We start from the raw sequence: 17,671 nt of genomic DNA, 5'->3' as shown, positions 1-17,671 counted from the left end.
TTATTTCTGCGGCAGGAGAGCCCGATGCGAACTTTTTCGGCAAATGCCGGCAGCGCCTTGTTCTTTGTCTCCGCCCCGGGCGCGCTGTCTCCGGCTGGCTGCCCCACGCCATGGCGCGCTTAAGTCCCTGTCGTGGGCCAGGTCAGGCCGGCACCACCCGAATATCGGCAGGTCCTGCTAGTAGGACCAACTGCGCGCCTTGGCGATGATGAAATCGCGGAACACGTGCAGCTTCGCCTGGTTCTTCATCGCGTCGGGATAGGCGAAATAGGTGTCGAAGGACGGCACCTCGGTTTCGGGCAGCAACTGGACGAGGTTCGAGTCCTTGTTGATGACGTAGTCGGGCAGCATGGCGATGCCGGCGCCGCCCTGGACCGCGCGCTTGATAGACAGGATGTCGTTGATCTGCAGCGTCGGCACCCTTTGCCCGCCCTCGAAATCGCCGACCGTCTCCAGCCAGTTCAGCTCCGACAGATGCGAGGGCACCGGCACGCCGAAGGTGACGATCCGGTGGTTCCTGAGCTCGGCGATCGAGGCGGGCTTGCCGAACTTCGCCACATAGGAAGGCGACGCATAAAGGTGGAAATGCACCGTGAACAGCCGGCGCTGGATAAGATCCGGCTGCTGCGGCTGGCGTAGGCGGATGGCGCAATCGGCCTGACGCATGGTGAGGTCGAGTTCCTCGTTGGCGAGGATGAGCTGCAGGCTGATCTCGGGGTAGAGCTCGATGAATTCCTGCACGCGCTCGGTCAGCCAGCCGGCCCCGAGCCCCACCGTTGTCGTGACCCTCAGCACGCCGGACGGGCGATCCTTGGTCTCGGTCAGCCGCGACTTGATCGTCTCCAGCTTCATCAGCACGTCATGTGCCGTGCGGAACAGCATCTCGCCCTGCTCGGTCAACACGAGGCCACGCGCGTGGCGATGGAACAGCGCCACGCCGACGTCATGCTCCAGTGCGCTGACCTGCCGCGAGATCGCCGACTGCGACAGATGCAGCGTTTCGGCGGCATGGGTAAACGACCCAGCCTCCGCCGCAGCGTGAAACACGCGTAGCTTGTCCCAGTCCAGCGCCATGATTCCCCTCGTGTTGCCCTTGGCGTCTGAATGAAAAATCAGGCTTTTAAACGGCTTTTTTCAGCCGATCGATTATTCCGCCGCTTCGCGGTGAACCTCGATCCCCGCCAGATATTTCTCCGCCTCGAGCGCGGCCATGCAACCGAGCCCGGCAGCTGTAACCGCTTGCCGGTAGACATCGTCGGTGACGTCGCCGGCGGCGAAAACGCCGGGAACGTCGGTACGGGTCGAATCGGGCGCCGTCCACAGATAGCCGTTCGGCTTCTGCTTCAGCTTGCCGATGAAAAGCTCGACCGCCGGCGCATGGCCGATCGCGACAAAGACGCCATCGACCTGCAGCCGCGACACTTCGCCCGTCACCACATTGCGCAGCTTCAAGCCGTCGACCGAAGGCGGCAGCGGTGCCTTGCCCGGCTGCCCGGTGATCTCGTCGACGACGGTATCCCAGATGATGCGGACATTGTCCTTCTTGAACAGCCGCTCGCGCAGGATACGCTCGGCGCGGAAATCGTTGCGGCGGTGAATGACGGTGACGCTCCTGGCGAGGTTGGCGAGGTAGAGCGCCTCCTCCACCGCCGAATTGCCGCCGCCGACCACGGCGACATCCTTGCCGCGATAGAAGAAGCCGTCGCAGGTGGCGCAGGCCGAGACGCCGAAGCCCATGAACGTCTGCTCGGACGGGATACCCAGCCACTTGGCTTGCGCGCCGGTGGCGATGATCAAAGCGTCGGCGGTGTAGACGGTGCCGGAATCGCCGGTGGCGCGAAACGGCCGCACATTGAGGTCGACCTCGGTGATGATGTCGTTGACGATCTCGGTGCCGACATGCTCGGCCTGCTTGAGCATCTGCTCCATCAGCCAGGGGCCCTGGATCGGATCGGCGAAGCCCGGATAGTTTTCGACGTCGGTGGTGATCATCAACTGACCGCCCTGCTGCAGGCCGGCGACAAGCATCGGCTTCAGCATGGCGCGGGCGGCATAGATCGCCGCGGTGTAGCCGGCCGGCCCGGAGCCGATGATGAGAACGGGCGCGTGTTTGGTGTTCATGAAAAAGTCCCCTGCGGCGCGAGGGCCGTGGTTTTGTTGCCGGTAATGTAAGTGCTGCCCGCCAAGCCAGCAAGGCAGCTTGGCCTTCGTCCCCGGAAAGCTTCATAGCGGTATACAGGGCCATATCGCAGCCAGTTGCAGAAAAATCATCGCAAAGGGGTGGCCTCGTGCGCGAAACCAAATTACAAAATCGCGAAAGATTCTTGCGCGAAAGCCGATCATGCCGCTCAAAGCCGATCTCGACGCCATCGACTGGAAGATCCTGCGAGAGCTGCAGAGTGACGGTCGTATGACCAATGTCGAGTTGTCCGGCCGCGTCGGCATCTCGGCGCCGCCTTGCCTGCGCCGCGTCAGGCGACTGGAAGAGGCCGGCATCATCCGCGGTTACCGTGCGCTCCTCAATGCGCCGGCGCTCGGCATGGATGTCGTCGCCTTCTGCCTGATCGGCCTGCACCATCAGGCCGACGCCGAGCTCAAGGCTTTTGCGGAGCGGACGAGGGGCTGGCCGATCGTTCGCGATGCCTGGATGGTGTCGGGCGAGTCCGATTTCCTGCTGCATTGCGTGGCAAGCGACCTTGGCACCTTCCAGACCTTCGTCATCGAGGAGCTCGCCTCGGCGCCCAATGTCGACACGGTGCGCACCGCGCTGACCATCCGCCGGGTCAAGGATGAGGGGCTGGTCGCCTTTCCGGCTTAATGCGCCGGCTTCCGATGAAGCCGCTGGAAAAACAGCGGCTTGGCGCTCAATTTTGAATCAATCCGCGATCATTGCGATCGTATCGCGGTGAGCAGACCTTCCAGGTCCCGCACATCGCGCAGCGGCAAAACGGAAAAGCCGCCCATCGGTGTGGCTTCGCCATCGACAAGCCAGCCGCGCTCGAGGCCGGCGCGCTGGCCTGCTTCCATGTCGGCCGGCTTGTCGCCGACGATCAGCGATCGCTTGAGATCGAGGCCGAGGCGGCGCCCTGCCTCGAGCAGCATGCCCGGATTGGGCTTGCGCATCGGATGATCGGCCATCGCCAGCGGGCCCGAACCGGCCTCGTGGTAGGCGCAGGCCAGCACCATGTCGACGGCTGCGTTCTTCTCGGCAAGCAGTTCGAGCACCCGCTGATTGACCCGGGCGAAGGCATCCCAGCCAAAATAGCCGCGCGCGATACCGGACTGATTAGTGATGAGGATGACCGGAATGCCGCGCCGATTCGCGGCTTCTATGGCAGGCGCGATACCGTCGCGCAGCACCATGGCGTCCGGATCGTCAGGATAGCCGGTATCGATATTGATGGTGCCGTCACGGTCTAGAAACAGTGCCGGCAGGCCAGCCGGAAACGCCTTGGCGCCAATCCGCTCGATCCACAGGCCGGGCTCGACGAGCGGAAAATCCCCTTCGCGGTCAGCCATTGCTGAGACGCGCTTCGACCGCCTCGCACAGGTGGTGATAGAGGCAGAGATGCCCCTGCTGGATGATCGGCGTCGAGGTCGACGGCACGTTGAGCAAGATGTCCGTGAGCGGCTTGAGCTTGCCGCCGGTGTCGCCGGTGAGGCTGATCACCGTCATGCCCATGGCCCGCGCCTGCTCGGCGGCGGCAAGGATGCTCGGCGAATTGCCGCTGGTGGAGATGGCGAGCAATACCGCGCCTTCCGACCCATGCGCCTCTACCTGGCGTGAGAAGACGGTGTCGAAGCCGTAGTCGTTGCCCCAGGCGGTCAGCACCGCCGCATTGGCCGGCAGCGCGATGACATTGTAGGCCTTGCGCTCTTTAAGGAACCGGCCGACCAGTTCGCCGGCGATGTGGATGGCGTCGCTCGCCGAGCCGCCATTGCCGCAGATCAGCAGCGCCTTGCCGTGTGACAGCGCCTTCACGACCGCGCTCACCGCGCGCTCCATCTCGCCGGTGAGATCGCGCTCGACCATTGCCGAGATCGCCGCCGCGGAGCGGACCAGATAGTCGTTCAGCTCGGACATGAAACCCTCAATTCGCGCCGCCGGCGCGCAGCTTGCCGATGGTTTTGGTGGTGCTCTTGCCGGCGACGAGGTCGACCAGCACCACACGCCCGCCCGCGTTCTGCACCACGTCGGCGCCGACCACGGTCTCGATCGTGTAATCCGCGCCCTTGACCAGGATGTCGGGCAGAAGCGCCTCGATCAGCTTGAGCGGCGTGTCTTCCTCGAAGACGACAACGGCATCGACCGAGGCGAGCGCCGCGAGCACGCAGGCGCGGTCGTGCTGGTCGTTGACCGGACGTCCGGGCCCTTTCAGCCGGCGCACCGAGGCGTCGCTGTTCAAGCCGAGCACCAGCCGGTCGCATCGGCTGCGCGCGGCGTGCAGCAGGCTGACATGGCCGGCATGCAGAATGTCGAAGCAGCCATTGGTGAAGCCAACCGACAGCCCCTCCTCTTTCCAGGCCGCCACCATCCTGGCCGCCGCATTGGCGTCGAGAATGGCGTCCTTGTGGGCGACCGGTCCATGCGAGCGGAACAGCGCGCCGGAAAGCTCCTCCACTGTCAGCCGCGCCGTGCCGCGCTTGCCAACGACCACGCCGCCGGCGGCATTGGCGATTGTAGCAGCCTGCACCCGGTCGGCGCCCGCGGCGAGCGACAGCGCGAAGGTGGCGATGACCGTGTCGCCGGCGCCGGAGACGTCGAACACTTCGCGCGCCTGCGTGGAGATATGGCGGGCATCCTCCGCGGTGACCACGCTCATGCCCTTTTCGCTGCGCGTCGCGACGATGAACTCGAAGTCATGCGCGGCAATCAGGTCGCGTGCCGCAGCGACGATCTCGTCATCGCCGAAGACCGGGCGTCCGACCGCCTCGCCGAGTTCCTTGCGGTTGGGCGTGACCGCCGTCGCCCCGGCATAGCGCGCATAGTCGCGGCCCTTCGGGTCGATCAGCACCGGTTTTCCGGCATCGCGGCAGATCGCGATCAGTTCGGCCGCCACGCCGTCGAGCAGGATGCCCTTGCCGTAGTCGGACAGGATGACGATATCGGCACGCGCAAGGGCAGCCTGGAAATGCTCGACAAGCGTCGTCCGCTCGCCACTGGACAACGGTTTGATTTCCTCCTCGTCGAAACGCAGCACCTGCTGGTTAAGCGCGCTGAAGCGGCTCTTCGACGAGGTCATGCGGTCCTGCCGCTGTGCAAGGCCGTCCGTATCGGCGCCAAGATCGCCGAGCATGCGCATGAGATTGTCGCCGGCCTGGTCGGCGCCGATGACGGACACCGGGATCGCGGCGCCGCCCAGTGAAACGATGTTGGAAACGACATTGCCGGCGCCGCCCAGGGCCACCACCTCGCCCCGCCCATGCAGCACCGGGATCGGCGCTTCAGGCGAGATCCGCTCGATGACGCCGTTGACGAAACGATCGAGGATGAAATCGCCGACCACCAGCACCGTGACCTCGCCGAAGTGGGCGATGGTGCGATGCAAGGGCTCCGGGGAAGGCAGATGGTGCTTGATCATCTCACTGGCACGCGCCGAAAACGACGGTTCTTGATCGGGGTTGCAGCGCCGGAAAACCGGCGCTCTTCATTCTTCGCGATGCCGATATACCGCAATCGGGGCCAGCGCAACGGCGGCCGTATGCGCACGGCCAAGGCGCCGGACGGATCAGCTCTTCTGCAAGGCGACATGGACGCCGAGACCGACAAGCACGGCGCCACCTGCGCGCTGCATAAGGCGCTGCGCGCGACCGGAGCGCCGCAGGCGCGCAATCATCGCGCCGGCGAGAAAGACGCAAACGATGTCGGCCGACGAGAACATCAGGTTGACGACGGTTCCCAGCACCACGAACTGCAGCCAAACCGGCAAGGTCGCCGAGGCATCGATGAACTGCGGCAGGAATGCCATGAAGAAGATTGCTGTCTTGGGATTGAGCACCTCGACCGTGATGCTTTCGAAAAAGGCGCGACGCGCCGATTTTCGCTCGATGGCAGGAAGCGTTCCGTTTCCCTGGATCTTGGCGCGGAACAGCGAAACACCGAGCCAGATCAGGTACAGCGCGCCGACAAGTTTGACCGCCATGTAAAGCGGCGGCACGGCGTGGAACAACACCGACAGTCCGGTTGCGGCGGCAAGGACATGGACATAGCCGCCGAGATGGATGCCGAGCGCCGCCGTCAGCCCCGACCAACGCCCGCGCGCCATGGTCTGCGCGGCGGCGTAGAGCATGGCCGGTCCGGGAATGTAGGCGAAGATAGCCGTGGTGACGAAAAAGGCGATAAGCAGTTCGGTCGACGGCATCTTGATCCCTCACGATAGGAGCCGACTGAAGCGGGAGCTTTGCGGCCTCACTGTGGCGACGAACCGGTCTGCCCTGATTTGGCAAGAACACGCGCCATGAACTTGTCATAGTCGACGACCGCGCGCTCGTGGAAACCTTCGCCGATCAATCCATTCTCGTCGCTGCACGATACCTTGAAGCGCAGCTTTCGCCCCTGCACCGCGACAAGCTCGACATCGGCGGTGACGGTCATGCCGACGGGCGTCGCGGCGACATGGCTGACGTCGACATGGGTGCCGACGGTTCTCTCATGGCTGCTCAGGAACGGACGCAATGCCTCGACGCACGCCCATTCGATGAAGCCCACCATGAAGGCGGTGGCGAAAACCGGCGGCATGTCGGCGAAACTCGCAAAGGCCGTTGTCATGGCCGGAACCGTCAGGGAGTCGTCGACCCGCAGGGTTTGAACGTGGTGAAGGCCTGGCTTTAAATCGGATGTCATGGCTGATACCAACGGCAAGAACGCACACCGACGGCTCATGCCACAGCCCTCAATGGCACCATAGCTTGCTTCGATCGAAGACGTACCGTTCGGCGCGCCAGAGCTTATCTCGCGAGCCGTTCTGCCGATCCATCCCTACATTCGTCGTAGCCGATGCTCCACAGCCGGGGACCTTTTATCGACACCTGCTCGCGCCTCCCCTATAAGGGCCGGAATCGGCAACGAAACAAGGCTCACAAGGATGATCATCGTCACGGGCGGCGCCGGCATGATCGGCTCCAACATCGTCGCCGCGCTGAATGCCGAAGGCCATGACGATATCTTGGTCGTCGACGATCTGACCGACGGCCACAAGATCGCCAATCTGGCCGATCTCCGCATTGCTGACTATCTCGACAAGGACGAGCTTCCGGCCCGGCTCGAGGATGGCGGGCTGGGCCGCATCGACGCCGTCTTCCATCAGGGCGCCTGCTCGACCACCACCGAATGGAACGGCAAGTTCATGATGGACGTGAACTACGCTTATTCGAAGCGCCTGCTGCACGCCTGCCTGGCGCTGCGGGTGCCCTTCCTCTATGCCTCCTCGGCTTCGGTCTATGGCGGCGGCAGCGAGTTTCGCGAAGAGCCCGAATTCGAACGGCCACTCAACGTCTACGCCTATTCGAAGAAGCTGTTCGACGACTATGTCCGCCGCAATGTCTTCGACACCGATCACTCGCAGGTGGCCGGCCTGCGCTATTTCAACGTCTACGGGCCGCGCGAGGCGCATAAGGGCGCCATGGCCTCGGTCGCCTTCCATTTGTTCAACCAGGTCGAGCAGGGCCAGAACCCGAAGCTGTTCGGCGCCTATGGCGGGTTCGGCCCCGGCGAGCAGAGCCGCGACTTCATCCATGTCGGCGACGTCGCCGACGTCAATCTGTGGCTATGGAAGCGGGGCTCAAGCGGCATCTTCAACTGCGGCACCGGCCGCGCCCAGCCGTTCCGCGCCATCGCCGAGACGGTAATCGACACGCTCGGCAAGGGTGAGATCGAGTTCATTCCCTTCCCCGAACACCTGAAGGGCAGCTACCAGAGTTTTACCGAGGCGGATATGTCCCGCTTACGCACGGCCGGCTACAATGGCCAATTCCGCACCGTCGAAACCGGCGTCAGAGACTATGTCCAATGGCTGAAAGCCCAACGATCCTCGTGATCGGCCCACGCTGGGTGGGTGACATGGTCATGGCCCAGTGCCTGTTCGCGGCGCTGAAGGAAAAGCATCCGAATGCCGCGATCGACGTGCTCGCGCCGGCTTGGGCAGCGCCCCTGGTCAAGCGCATGCCCGAAATACGCTCCCAGATCGACTTTCCACTGATGCCCGGCACGCTCGAATTCCGCAGCCGCAGGCGCTTCGGCCGCCTGCTGCGCGGCCGCTACGACATGGCCTATGTGCTGCCGGGGAGCTGGAAATCGGCGCTGATCCCGTTCTTCGCCCGAATTCCGCGCCGCGTCGGCCATCTGAGGGAAATGCGCTACGGCCTGCTGACCGACATCGTCCCGCTGCCCGATGCGGTGAAGCGGCGCACGGCACGGGCCTATTTCGGCCTGGCGCGCGGCGGCACTTTTCGCCCGCCGAAGCTCACCGTCGATCTCACCAATCAGGCCGATCTGCTGGCGCGGTTCGGGCTCAGCGCAAAAGAATTCGTCACCCTGTTGCCGGGCGCCGAGTTCGGCCCGGCAAAGCGCTGGCCGAGCGAATACTATGCCGAGCTAGCCCGCGGGATGATGGCAAAAGGCCTGGGCGTCGCCTTGCTCGGCTCGAAGAACGACGCTGAGGTTACCGGCGAGATCGCGAGGCTTGCGCCGGGCGCCGTCGACCTTGCCGGCAGGACGAAGCTGGAGGATGCCATCGACCTGATCGCCGCGGCGAAGCTAGCCGTCTCGAACGACAGCGGGCTTATGCATGTGGCCGCCGCCGTCGACACGCCAATCGTCGCCGTCTATGGCTCGACCTCGCCCGAAAACACGCCGCCGCTGACCGATCGTTCGGAACTGATCTGGCTGCACCTCTCCTGCTCGCCCTGCCACAGCAAGGTCTGCCCGCTCGGCCATCTCAACTGCCTTAAGACGCTCGATGTCGCGCGGGTCGCCGCCGCCGCCGACCGGTTGCTTGAAATTCCTGCGACCGCATGAGGGTTCTCATCGTCAAGACATCATCGATGGGCGATGTCATCCACACCTTCCCGGCCGTCGAGGACGCGCTCCGCAATCGCCCGGACATAAGCTTCGACTGGTGCGTGGAAGAGGCCTTTGCCGCCGTCGTCGCCTTGCATCCGGCGATCGGAACCATCCACAAGGTGGCGCTCCGGCGCTGGCGCAAGAAGCCGTTCGACGGCGGCACATGGCGCGAGATGGCCGGCCTGCGACGTGCGCTTCGCTCGCGCCGCTATGACCTGGTTATCGATGCACAGGGGCTGTTGAAATCGGCCGTGGTCGCCAAGCAATCCGGCGCGCCGATCGCCGGCTTCGACCGCTCCAGCGCCCGCGAGCCCTCGGCGACGCTGCTTTACGAGCGCAAATACGCCGTGCCGCGCGAGTTGCACGCCATCGAGCGCACCAGACGCCTGTTCGGCCTGGCGCTGGGGTATCAGGCGGACCTCTCGACGCTCAGCTCCGGCATAGTGCCGCCGGCAGGCGGACTTTCCGGCGTCGAAGGTAAAACGGCTTTCCTGCTGCACGGCACCAGCCGCGAAGACAAGAAATGGCCGGTCGAAGACTGGGTCGAGACTGCGCGCCGATTGGTGTCGCAGCAATTTACACCGATCGTCACCTGGTCGAACGAAGCGGAGAAGCGTGTTGCCGAGGCGATCGCCGGCGCCGTGCCGGAAACGGTGCTGGTTCCGAAATCGCCGCTAGCGGATGTCGCTGCGATCCTCGGCCGGTCGACGCTCGTCATCGGCGCCGACACCGGCCTCACCCATCTCGCCAGCGCTTTCGGCCTGCCGACCGTCGCCATATTCCTGGCGACGGAGCCCGGCCTGACCGGCCCGCGCGGGCCCTATTCATCGACACTGCTGGCGCCCGCCGGCGGCAAAGTTACGCCGGCCGAAGTTATGGCTGAAGCGGAGCGGCTGCTGGCGCTTAGATCGGAAACGCCAGTCTAGGCCTCAAATAAATTGCACCTGGACGATCTCGTAACCCCGTGCGCCGCCCGGAGCGTTGACCTCGATGGCATCGCCGACTTCCTTGCCGATCAACGCGCGCGCGATCGGCGAGGAGATCGAGATACGGCCGGACTTCACGTCCGCTTCCTGGTCGCCGACGATCTGATAGGTTTTCTTTTCCTCGGTGTCCTCGTCGACCAGCACGACCGTGGCGCCGAACTTCACCTTGTCGCCGCTGAGCTTCGAAACGTCGATCACCTCGGCGCGCGCGATCAGGTCCTCGAGCTCGTTGATACGGCCCTCATTATGGCTCTGCGACTCTTTAGCCGCATGGTACTCGGCATTCTCGGACAGGTCGCCATGCGAGCGCGCTTCGGAGATCGCCTCGATGATGCGTGGACGCTCTTCCTGCTGGCGCCAGCGCAGTTCTTCCTTCAATGACGCGAACCCCTCGCCTGTCATCGGGACCTTGATCATGATGCCTGACCTTTCCTGCCACCACCCCCGCTTTTCGGGAATAGCCTTGTCGTTGGGTACAAAAAGAAAACGGTCCGGCAGCCTCGGGCTAACGGAACCGTTTCACCACAATTTCCCTGAATATAGCGATCTCCGCGCGATTTTCACGCTCAAAAATGAAGTTCAGTAAAATCACCACCGCTTTCGCAAGGCCATCCGGCGCTAAATCCGCAATGCCGCCAGCAAAAACCGGCTGCGATTGCTCGCAGCCGGCTTCGAAAAGCATCTGAGAAGAATCAGCTCCTCAGGAAACGTTCGATCTGCTCTGACAACATGCCGTATTCGCGCGAGCCTTTGCCGGTCCGCTTCTCGATTTCCTTGAGCTGCTCCTGCGCGCCGGCAAGATCGCCGATTTGCAGATGGGCCTCGCCGAGATATTCGCGCACCAGCGTGTAGTCGGGGTCGATGCGCAGCGCTTCCTCGTAATAGCCGAGGCCGACCGTGACACGGCCGGAATGGCGATGCGAATAGCCGAGATAGTTGAGAATGCGCGGATCCTGCTTGTTGGCGGCGAGCGTCAGCACCGAGATCGCCTCGTCGTAGCGCCCGGCCATCGCCAGATCGTGGCCTGCCTCGTAGATGCTGTCGTCATCCAGGATGCCGTACTGCGGCACAACGCATTTCTTCTTCTTCTTGTCCCAGACCTGACCCTTCTTGCATTGGGTGGTGGTCTGGCCGCCGCTGCCACCGCCACCGCCGCCCTCGCCGGCGGTGAATGCAGGCGCCGCGAACAGCGGCAGGCTAACGGCAGCAGCCAAGACCTGAACAAGCAAACGTCTGCGCATCGGAGCCTCCTTGAGCGTGACAACGGCAGATTAACGCCGCTTCGATGCGGTTTCATCCCGAAAACCTGTCAAAAGCCAAACTATTTGGAGGTCAGGCAGCGCATCGCCTCTGCGAACGGATGTGACGCGGGCCGCAAATCCGCTATCATCAGTCGAGCGCACGACGAGGAGAAAGGCCAGTGCAGCAGCGCCTCGAGAAGGAATGGGAGCTTTCCATCGACCCGGATACCGTGCGCCTGTTCATCCTGAAGGCCAAGGCGCTGAGCGCAGCCGTCAACGAGGACTACGACGACGGCGCCGAGCACGAGGTCGAGTTCGATGGCGACAGGCACGACAATCATCATCACGACGGCCTTGTCGAGGAGGCATCGGAAGACCTCACCGAGGAGGAATTCCGCGAGCTGATCAACGACCTCAACGTCGATGAAGCGGCCGAGCTGGTAGCGTTGGCCTGGGTGGGCCGCGGCGACTACGAAGCTTCCGAATGGGTCGACGCGGTGGCGGCCGCGCGCGAGCGCGCCAACAAGCGCACCGCAAAGTACCTGCTCGGACTGCCGCAGCTCGCCGATTGGCTGGAGGAAGGCCTGGAGGCGATCGGCGCGTAACGAACCGGTAACCGATTTTGATCGCAGCGCCGCAGCGTCCAAGGCAACCTTGCGATGCCGGGCCCGTTTCCGGCCGATGGCGAGGCTGAGCTTTTACGGATTTTGCAGACTGGCGCTGCCTTTGGCGGCGGGGATTTTGCTGGTCACGCCGGCCGATGCCAAGCATCGTCACAGGCAGCCGCTGACACCGCGCATGGAGCAGCCGTTGACGCAGCGGGCGGATCAACCACTGCGGCCGAGGAGCAAGCACCGCGTGAGACCGCGCGGCAAGCAGCAAGTCGCGCCAAAGCTGGCGCAACAGCAAACGCAGGACCAGCCGATCTTGCCCGCCGATGCTCTGGTGCCAGAACCACGGCCCGCGGAAGCGCAAAAGGCCGGCACCGCAACGCTGGAAGAGCAGAAGGCTGCCGGTCCAAAGGACGCTGACGCATCTGACCCGATCAATCAGGAAAAGTCTCGTGAGGGAAAGCGGCAGCATCCCGAGCCTTCGGCCACCGAGCCGTCAACCGACACGGAAGGCGAACCTGAGGCGCCGTCTGCGGTGCCGATTCCGACGCAACGACCCGACATCGCGGAACCGAAGCCGCCCGCTGCCGCACCGAAGCCACCTGAAAAGCCGGCTGATACCCACGACAACAAAATACTGCCCGATCCGCGCTCCGCTGAGCTGCCAGCCGACAAGATGCCGGCGGAGGAGGTTGCCTGCCGTGAGCGCCTCAAGACGCTCGGCGTCGAATTCGAGGAGCACAAGGCCGAGCACGACGCCGAGATCGGCTGCTCCATTCCCTATCCCATCGTCATGAAAACATTAGGAAAATCGATCAGTATAGGCGCCGGAGCCGAACTCAACTGCCAAATGGCGGAGGCTGCGGCACGATTTGCCGTCGAAGTCATCCAACCCGCCGCGAAGGCCGAATTTGGCGCCGATCTCAAATCGATCGGCCAGGCCTCCGCCTTTGTTTGCCGCCCGCGCAACGGTGGTGGAAAGCTTTCGGAGCACGCCTTCGGCAATGCGCTGGACATCGCGTCCTTCACACTCTCCGACGGCAGGACGATCGAGGTCGGCCCGGTGCCGCCCGAAAAAGATGCAAACTTCCTGAACACGATCCGCAAGGCCGCCTGCGGGCCGTTCAAGACGGTGCTCGGCCCAGGCAGCGATCCGGACCACGCGCTGCACTTCCACTTCGACCTCGAGCCGAGACGAAATGGCGGAACGTTCTGCCAATGAGTGGGTGCGAAGAACAGATGCCGCAATTCGGCCCCAGGCGTGAATGCCGGCGCTGATCTTTCCTTTACTCTTGCCGACTAGACTTGTGCCATCCGGGGACAGGATGCCTTTCGATGGCCGCAATATTTGGCGCCAGCCTCGCCTTGGCGCGACTAAGCACTCGTGCGCGCTCCGTTGCCGTCAGAATGACAACGGGGCTCGCAATCACAGCGGTCTCGGCCTGCACCACCGGCGATGTCTTTTCGCTGCAGCCGGCCGTCGACGTCGGCAGCCAGACCTCCGCCATGCCCGAGGCTCCGCAATATTCCGGCATGCAGAGGCTTGTTCCGTCCGATCCCTACCTGACCCAGGCAGCCTATCCGCGCATGGATGAGCCCTTGTCTTCGCCCGAGCAGATGCCGGCCGGCGAGATCGACTGCCGCAATGAACTGAAACGGCTTGGCGTCGTTTACCAGGACATCCAGCCTATCCACGAAGGCCAGTGCGGCATCGACTTCCCGGTGAAAGTTTCAGCCATCGGCAGCGTCGAGATGAAACCGGCAGCGACACTGACCTGCAACATGGCCGCGACCTTCGCCGCCTGGACCAGGAACGAGCTCGTGCCGGCAGCCCGCTGGCGCTATTTCTCCGGCGTCAGGGCGATCCACCAGGGCTCGAGCTATTCGTGCCGCAAGATCGCCGGCGAGGGCGTCTTGTCGGAGCACGGCAAGGGCAATGCGCTCGACGTCATGAGCATCGAGCTCAACAATGGCAACGACATCGACGTTCGCAAGCCTGGCCTGTTTGCGTTCCGCACCCGCGGCTTCCTCAACAATGTTCGCGCCGACGGCTGCCAATATTTCAACACGGTCCTCGGCCCGGGCTACAATTACGACCACCGCAACCACTTTCACTTCGACGTCAAGAATCGCAGGAACGGCTACCGCGCCTGCCGCTGACCTTCGGCCTACTGCCCAACCGGCCCAACACCGCATAGAGTGGGCCGGGCACAGGCTTGGGAGTGGTCTCTCGTGGGTGAGCGAAGCCTTAGGCGACGCGCGGCGATCTGGCTGGCGGCTTTCTGTGCTTTCTATCTTGGCTTTGCCTACCTTGCCGCGCCGGAATTCTGGACCTGGCGGGAGCACGGCTTCCGCACGCAGCGCTTCGAGATGGTGACGCATACGCCGCAGGGCATTCCCGGCGACCCTATCAATGTTGGACTTGTCGGCACCGAGAAGGAGGTGGTCCACGCTTTTGCCGTGGCCGGCTGGGACACGGCCGACGCCGTCACGCTCAGGACAGCGATCGACATCGGCGAGAGCGTCCTGTTCTCCCGACCCTATCCCGATGCGCCGATCAGCCGCCTGCTGTTTGAAGGCCGCGCCCAGGACCTCGCTTTCGAAAAGCCCGTCGGCGACAGCGCCGACCGGCGCCACCACGTCCGCTTCTGGCAGACAAATACCGTCGGCGATGACGGCCGCCCGCTCTGGCTGGGTGCCGCCAGCTTCGACCGCGGCGTCGGCTTGAGCCACGACACCGGTGCCATCACTCACCATATCGGCGCGGACATCGATGCCGAGCGCAACTTGCTGATCGGCGACCTCAGCACCGCAGGCATGCTGACATCGACCAGCGAGATCCCGGGGATCGGCGCGACGAAAAACGGCAGGAACGGCGGCGGCGATCCCTATTTCACCGACGGTATGGCGGTGGTTGGCGTGTTGAAGCAATTGCCCTAGCGCATCCGGCATTCTCGAAGCGGCAAACGGCGCAATTCGAAAAACGCCCAACCCGCTATTTTCGAATGCACCGCAGCAATGCTATTGACGCCGCATGCTATACGTCGAAATCGCCGTTGTGGCCGCCCTCATCCTGGTGAACGGCCTTTTGGCCATGTCGGAGCTGGCTATCGTCTCGTCGCGCCCGGCCCGCCTCAAGGCGATGATCGACCGCAATGTCAGGGGTGCCGGCCGCGCGCTGGCCCTCGGCTCCAACCCCGGCAAGTTTCTGTCCTCGGTGCAGATCGGAATCACCCTGGTCGGCGTCCTTTCCGGCGCCTTTTCCGGTGCCACGCTCGGCGAGCGACTGGCTCAATACTTGGCCTCGACCGGCATCCGCGAGAACATCGCCGACCCCATCGGCGTCGGCATTGTCGTCGCGGTCATCACCTACGCCTCGCTGATCGTCGGCGAGCTCGTGCCGAAGCAGATCGCGCTCAGGGATCCTGAGCGCGTCGCAGTCCGCGCCGCGCCGGCGATGACCATTCTCGCCAAGGTATCGGCGCCGCTCGTCTTTCTGCTCGACATTTCCGGCCGCGGGGTTTTGTGGTTGCTCGGCCAGGCCGGCGAGGCGGAAGAGAAGGTCACGGACGAGGAGATCAAGATGCTGGTCGCCGAGGCCGAGCATCACGGCACCATCGAATCCGACGAGCGCCGCATGATCGCCGGCGTCATGCGCCTTGGCGACCGCGCCGTGCGCGCCGTGATGACGCCGCGCACCGAGGTCGACTGGATCAACCTGCAATCCGACGAGGGGGCCATCAAGCGGCTCCTGATGGAGAGCCAGCATTCGCGCCTGCCTGCGGGCGACGGCAATGTCGATGCCATGATAGGGGTCATCCAGACGCGCGACGTGCTGGCCGCCCTTCTTGCCGGCAGAGTGTTGGATCCGCGCCAGCATGTGCGCACCGCGCCAATCGTCCATGATCAGGCCGACGCGCTCGACGTGCTGCAAAGGCTGCGGGAATCGGACGTGCCGATGGCGCTCGTCCATGACGAATACGGCCATTTCGAAGGCATCGTCACGCCGGCCGACATCCTGGAAGCGATCACCGGCGTCTTCCGCTCGGACCTCGACGCGGGCGAGGAAGAGAACGCGGTCAAACGCGAGGACGGCTCATGGCTGCTTGCCGGCTACATGCAGGCCGACGAGATGGCCGAGGTGCTGGGCATCGACTTGCCGGAGAACCGCGACTACGAGACGGTGGCCGGCTATGTGCTGTCACATCTGCACCACCTTCCCGCTACCGGCGAATGCGTGGACGCGCAAGGCTGGCGCTTCGAGGTGGTCGACCTCGACGGCCGGCGTATCGACAAGCTGATCGCCACCCGCCTGCCCGACGGCCACCGTCCGATGGCGCGCCGATAGCGAGCCTGGGGTCTGCCGGGTTTTCCCAACATCCATTCAGGCCAGTTCCTTGCGAAGAAAGACGCGGGCCTGCCCATCGAACCCGAACGGAACGCGGCCGAATTCCACATAACCGTGGCGGATGTAGAATCCAGGCGCCTGAAAGCTGCTTGTCTCCACGACGGCGCGTCTGCAGCCCCGCGCCTTTGCCTCTTCTTCGACGGCGGCAAGCAACCGGGCGCCGTAAGACAGACCGCGTAAATGCGCGGGCACGAAAAACATGTCCAAGAACAGAAGACCGAGTTCGGTACTTCCCCATAGGCCGCCTAAAGCTTTGCCCGAGCCATCACACAATATGGCACCTATGGGAATGCGGTCGTCCGTCCCTGTGATGGCGACGTTATAGCGGTAGAGCGCCGCGGCGGCCTCGACTTTCGCGGCTTCGTCCGTCGACAGGATGATTGGGAATTCTTGAGTCATGCGGATTTGCGCCTGCCCTGAACATGGCGAAAACGGATGAACTTCCAGCTTCGGCCGGCGTTCCGGAGAATGCTCGTCAACCTCTTCGTGTTCGGAACCTTGAAGAGAGGGTTTCCTCTTCACAAGGCGGGTTTGTCCGGGGCCGCGTGCATCGGTGCCTGCAGGACCCGTGAGCGTTTCCCGATGCTGATTGCCGGACCTCGCTTCGCTCCGATGATGTTCAATGAACCGGGTCTCGGCTTCCACGTCAGGGGCGAGCTCTACGCGGTCGACGACCGCGCCCTGGCCGGGCTTGACCGGATCGAATCCGCTGGCAAGCCCGGCAACCTGCGCGTCCCGATCGAGGTTGAGCCCATTGAAGGCGGTCCGCATGTCCTGGCGCAGGCTTACATGAAATCCCGCCGTCTCGCGGATCCCGTCCATTCGGGATATCTGGATTTCTACGACGATCGGCGTTTCAAACTTCACGCGAACGCCTAAGGTTGCGCCCGAAGGATGCCCAATTGAAATCCGACTTTCTCCAGTATGTCTGACATAAAAGCGGCAGCAGAGCGAAATCCTTGAGCGATCCTCTGTCGAACGACCGAGGCTTCCGCAAATAAAAGGGGCGGCGCAAGCGCCGCCCTTAGATGATATTTTGGGAGGATGAAGCGGCTTAAGCCGCCTGGGCTTCACTGGCGATCGCGTCGGCGGCGCGCGCCGCCTTCAGCACCTTCGCCCACCAGGCAACGTCATTGATGAGCGCCGCCGCCGCCTGGTTCAGATGTTCGATCTCTTCCAGCTTCTTGTCGCCCTGGCGGACCGCAAGGAAATCGCCCCAGGCGATGTGCACTGCCGACTTGACCGGCGCCATTTGTAGCTCGACGGCGATCAGGCGAAGCTGCTCGACGGCGCGCGCGCCGCCGACGCTGCCATAGCCGACGAAACCAGCCGGCTTCTTGTTCCATTCATTGGCGGCGTAATCG

The 17,671-nt window shown here is 63.7% G+C and carries 22 protein-coding genes; 10 read left to right on the top strand and 12 right to left on the bottom strand.

The features are described 5' to 3' along the window. Nucleotides 1-177: 177 nt before the first annotated feature. Nucleotides 178-1,074 (bottom strand): LysR family transcriptional regulator, encoded by an 897-nt coding sequence (locus EOA79_RS09265; protein WP_095777339.1) that lies wholly within the window; start codon nucleotides 1,072-1,074, stop codon nucleotides 178-180. A 72-nt stretch (nucleotides 1,075-1,146) separates the two neighbouring features. Continuing rightward, on the bottom strand, nucleotides 1,147-2,121 hold the full coding sequence (gene trxB / locus EOA79_RS09260) for a thioredoxin-disulfide reductase (RefSeq protein WP_067326669.1): 975 nt from the start codon (nucleotides 2,119-2,121) through the stop codon (nucleotides 1,147-1,149). 220 nt (nucleotides 2,122-2,341) lie between these two features. Here trxB and EOA79_RS09255 point away from each other — a divergent pair, with 220 nt between their 5' ends. Continuing rightward, on the top strand, nucleotides 2,342-2,818 hold the full coding sequence (locus EOA79_RS09255) for an Lrp/AsnC family transcriptional regulator (protein WP_066994506.1): 477 nt from the start codon (nucleotides 2,342-2,344) through the stop codon (nucleotides 2,816-2,818). Between the two features lie 68 nt (nucleotides 2,819-2,886). Here the strand turns inward: EOA79_RS09255 and EOA79_RS09250 are convergent, their stop codons facing one another. The 5 genes from EOA79_RS09250 to EOA79_RS09230 form a co-directional block, all read right to left on the bottom strand. Beyond that, entirely contained in the window at nucleotides 2,887-3,519 is a 633-nt protein-coding gene (locus EOA79_RS09250) for an HAD family hydrolase (protein WP_095823237.1), read from the bottom strand. Further along, nucleotides 3,512-4,084 (bottom strand): SIS domain-containing protein, encoded by a 573-nt coding sequence (locus tag EOA79_RS09245; protein WP_066994501.1) that lies wholly within the window; start codon nucleotides 4,082-4,084, stop codon nucleotides 3,512-3,514. Before EOA79_RS09245 ends, EOA79_RS09250 begins: the two co-directional genes overlap by 8 nt. Before the next feature lie 7 nt (nucleotides 4,085-4,091). Beyond that, on the bottom strand, nucleotides 4,092-5,582 hold the full coding sequence (gene rfaE1, locus EOA79_RS09240) for a D-glycero-beta-D-manno-heptose-7-phosphate kinase (protein ID WP_082953958.1): 1,491 nt from the start codon (nucleotides 5,580-5,582) through the stop codon (nucleotides 4,092-4,094). 147 nt (nucleotides 5,583-5,729) lie between these two features. Further along, on the bottom strand, nucleotides 5,730-6,362 hold the full coding sequence (locus EOA79_RS09235; RefSeq protein WP_095823238.1) for a LysE family translocator: 633 nt from the start codon (nucleotides 6,360-6,362) through the stop codon (nucleotides 5,730-5,732). 47 nt (nucleotides 6,363-6,409) lie between these two features. Further along, on the bottom strand, nucleotides 6,410-6,769 hold the full coding sequence (locus EOA79_RS09230; protein WP_206522109.1) for a thioesterase family protein: 360 nt from the start codon (nucleotides 6,767-6,769) through the stop codon (nucleotides 6,410-6,412). A gap of 316 nt (nucleotides 6,770-7,085) precedes the next feature. Here EOA79_RS09230 and rfaD point away from each other — a divergent pair, with 316 nt between their 5' ends. The 3 genes from rfaD to waaC are packed head-to-tail and all read left to right on the top strand — an operon-like array spanning nucleotide 7,086 to nucleotide 9,987. After that, a complete protein-coding gene (gene rfaD / locus EOA79_RS09225) occupies nucleotides 7,086-8,036 on the top strand; it encodes an ADP-glyceromanno-heptose 6-epimerase (protein WP_095801637.1) in 951 nt (316 codons plus the stop codon). Next, nucleotides 8,009-9,016, top strand: coding sequence for a lipopolysaccharide heptosyltransferase II (gene waaF / locus EOA79_RS09220; RefSeq protein ID WP_095823240.1), 1,008 nt, complete (start codon nucleotides 8,009-8,011; stop codon nucleotides 9,014-9,016). Before rfaD ends, waaF begins: the two co-directional genes overlap by 28 nt. Beyond that, the gene (waaC, locus tag EOA79_RS09215; RefSeq protein WP_095801639.1) at nucleotides 9,013-9,987 is read left to right on the top strand and encodes a lipopolysaccharide heptosyltransferase I; all 975 of its coding nucleotides are present in this window, start codon (nucleotides 9,013-9,015) and stop codon (nucleotides 9,985-9,987) included. The genes waaF and waaC overlap by 4 nt, the downstream gene beginning before the upstream one ends. Nucleotides 9,988-9,990: 3 nt before the next feature. On the opposite strand, the gene greA is transcribed toward waaC, so the two are convergent. From greA to EOA79_RS09205, 3 genes are all read right to left on the bottom strand, one after another. Beyond that, entirely contained in the window at nucleotides 9,991-10,464 is a 474-nt protein-coding gene (gene greA, locus EOA79_RS09210) for a transcription elongation factor GreA (protein ID WP_027168132.1), read from the bottom strand. 88 nt (nucleotides 10,465-10,552) lie between these two features. Next, complete coding sequence (locus EOA79_RS32705) at nucleotides 10,553-10,729, bottom strand: hypothetical protein (protein ID WP_156751100.1); 177 nt, start codon at nucleotides 10,727-10,729, stop codon at nucleotides 10,553-10,555. Between the two features lie 10 nt (nucleotides 10,730-10,739). Further along, nucleotides 10,740-11,288, bottom strand: a complete 549-nt coding sequence (locus EOA79_RS09205; RefSeq protein ID WP_095823241.1) for a tetratricopeptide repeat protein — start codon at nucleotides 11,286-11,288, stop codon at nucleotides 10,740-10,742. Nucleotides 11,289-11,467: 179 nt separating this feature from the next. Between EOA79_RS09205 and EOA79_RS09200 the strand changes: the two genes are divergently transcribed. The 5 genes from EOA79_RS09200 to EOA79_RS09180 all read left to right on the top strand — a co-directional run bounded on the left by EOA79_RS09200 (nucleotide 11,468) and on the right by EOA79_RS09180 (nucleotide 16,247). Further along, the gene (locus EOA79_RS09200; protein ID WP_067326696.1) at nucleotides 11,468-11,893 is read left to right on the top strand and encodes a DUF3775 domain-containing protein; all 426 of its coding nucleotides are present in this window, start codon (nucleotides 11,468-11,470) and stop codon (nucleotides 11,891-11,893) included. A gap of 193 nt (nucleotides 11,894-12,086) precedes the next feature. After that, nucleotides 12,087-13,121: an extensin family protein gene (locus EOA79_RS09195; protein ID WP_095823561.1), complete on the top strand. Its 1,035-nt coding sequence runs from the start codon at nucleotides 12,087-12,089 to the stop codon at nucleotides 13,119-13,121. Between the two features lie 185 nt (nucleotides 13,122-13,306). Continuing rightward, on the top strand, nucleotides 13,307-14,059 hold the full coding sequence (locus tag EOA79_RS09190; RefSeq protein ID WP_245299594.1) for an extensin family protein: 753 nt from the start codon (nucleotides 13,307-13,309) through the stop codon (nucleotides 14,057-14,059). A gap of 72 nt (nucleotides 14,060-14,131) precedes the next feature. Then, nucleotides 14,132-14,839, top strand: a complete 708-nt coding sequence (locus tag EOA79_RS09185; protein WP_067326649.1) for an LssY C-terminal domain-containing protein — start codon at nucleotides 14,132-14,134, stop codon at nucleotides 14,837-14,839. A 94-nt stretch (nucleotides 14,840-14,933) separates the two neighbouring features. Beyond that, nucleotides 14,934-16,247 carry a hemolysin family protein gene (locus EOA79_RS09180; protein WP_095823242.1) on the top strand — a complete coding sequence of 438 codons (1,314 nt, stop codon included), beginning with the start codon at nucleotides 14,934-14,936 and terminating at the stop codon, nucleotides 16,245-16,247. A gap of 36 nt (nucleotides 16,248-16,283) precedes the next feature. Here the strand turns inward: EOA79_RS09180 and EOA79_RS34085 are convergent, their stop codons facing one another. Beyond that, on the bottom strand, nucleotides 16,284-16,706 hold the full coding sequence (locus tag EOA79_RS34085) for a GNAT family N-acetyltransferase (protein WP_095823243.1): 423 nt from the start codon (nucleotides 16,704-16,706) through the stop codon (nucleotides 16,284-16,286). Between the two features lie 36 nt (nucleotides 16,707-16,742). Between EOA79_RS34085 and EOA79_RS09170 the strand changes: the two genes are divergently transcribed. Next, nucleotides 16,743-17,186, top strand: a complete 444-nt coding sequence (locus tag EOA79_RS09170) for a gamma-glutamylcyclotransferase family protein (protein WP_095823244.1) — start codon at nucleotides 16,743-16,745, stop codon at nucleotides 17,184-17,186. Nucleotides 17,187-17,361: 175 nt separating this feature from the next. On the opposite strand, the gene EOA79_RS09165 is transcribed toward EOA79_RS09170, so the two are convergent. Further along, nucleotides 17,362-17,671, bottom strand: a 310-nt coding sequence (locus EOA79_RS09165) for an NAD(P)H-dependent oxidoreductase (RefSeq protein ID WP_206639233.1), incomplete at its 5' end; no start/stop codon positions are given.

Source organism: Mesorhizobium sp. M1A.F.Ca.IN.020.03.2.1 (assembly GCF_004023205.1).
In the GTDB taxonomy this organism is placed as follows: Bacteria; Pseudomonadota; Alphaproteobacteria; order Rhizobiales; family Rhizobiaceae; genus Mesorhizobium.
Note: the sequence above shows the minus strand (reverse complement) of the source record. Positions and strands in the feature narration are given on the sequence as shown.